Origin of the sequence: Hadarchaeum sp. (SeqCode) (assembly GCF_049969415.1) — an archaeon.
Taxonomy (GTDB): domain Archaea; phylum Hadarchaeota; class Hadarchaeia; order Hadarchaeales; family Hadarchaeaceae; genus Hadarchaeum.
Map to the genome: position 1 here is coordinate 1 of NZ_JBMFOX010000127.1, position 981 is coordinate 981.

The 981-nt window shown below is 46.0% G+C and carries 2 protein-coding genes and 1 pseudogene; 2 read left to right on the plus strand and 1 reads right to left on the minus strand.

Annotated elements, in window-relative coordinates; translation table 11 throughout:
* Both ACP5PX_RS08305 and ACP5PX_RS08310 read left to right on the plus strand, forming a co-directional pair.
* Positions 1-372, plus strand: a 372-nt coding sequence (locus tag ACP5PX_RS08305; protein WP_428085477.1) for a class I SAM-dependent methyltransferase, incomplete at its 5' end; no start/stop codon positions are given.
* Positions 373-465: 93 nt separating this feature from the next.
* A pseudogene (locus ACP5PX_RS08310) lies at positions 466-703 on the plus strand (SAM-dependent methyltransferase); the annotation flags it as partial.
* On the opposite strand, the gene ACP5PX_RS08315 reads toward ACP5PX_RS08310, so the two are convergent.
* On the minus strand, positions 704-981 hold a 278-nt coding region (locus ACP5PX_RS08315; RefSeq protein ID WP_428085478.1), incomplete at its 5' end, for an ARMT1-like domain-containing protein.

Consider the following 981-nt stretch of genomic DNA (forward strand, 5'->3'; position numbering starts at 1 on the left):
GTACTCGGCAATGCAGAGCATCTTGATTTTCTCGATGGGTCTTTTGACGGCGCTTTTACAGTGACAACTTTGGAGTTTCTTGAAGACCACAAAAAGGCCGTGGACGAGGTGACCAGGGTATTAGAGTCAGGAGGCAAATTTGTGGCCATGATACTGAATCCGGAATCTGAATACTTCGAGTCCCATATTCGGAGACCAAGTTCGTACTTCGGGAGGATAAAACACGTCCACCCCGCGGAGATAGAGGAATACATCTCAAAATTCTTCGCTACAACCGGTGAATATTTTCTGGGGATACGAGATCAAGAGATTTTCGACACCCGCGATAAGAATCTGGCGGCCTTGTATGTGGTCAAGGGAATAAAGGCTTAGCTGCTACTGGATATTTATTCTCAGCAGTGTCTATGATGAGCTGATGATAAAATGAGGAAATGAAAAAGGAGCGTTACTTGGAGTCACGGGGGGCTTCTGGTAAAACCTTATCTAGACGATGTCTCGCGTGGGGTTTTCGCTACGAGATCACCCAACAGACCGAATCCAATAGGGCTCACCGTCGTGGAGCTGTTGGAACGCAAGGGGAATATCTTAAAGGTGAAGGGTATCGACATGCTCGACGGCACTCCTTTGCTTGATATTAAACCATATGTTCCGAAGTTTGACAAGAGAGAAAGTTAGGATTGGCTGGCTGGAAAGCAAATTGTGATTATCCTTTCACGACGATGCCGCCGATCTTAACTCCAATATCATTGGCGATTGTCGGGCACTTCACCTTGAGCAAGAAGAATATATTCGCATCTACCTCGCTCAAGGCCTCATAATTTCCCTGCCCTTTGCTAATAACGACATCGGCACTCTTCAACAAATTTATGAATTCTTTGGAATTTCTATCCGGCCCCGTACCGGGCTCCCCATTGCTCACGGTTTTAATTTTTGCGATTTTATCTATGCCGACGAATTTCGCATCTTCGACCGTTGCATCAT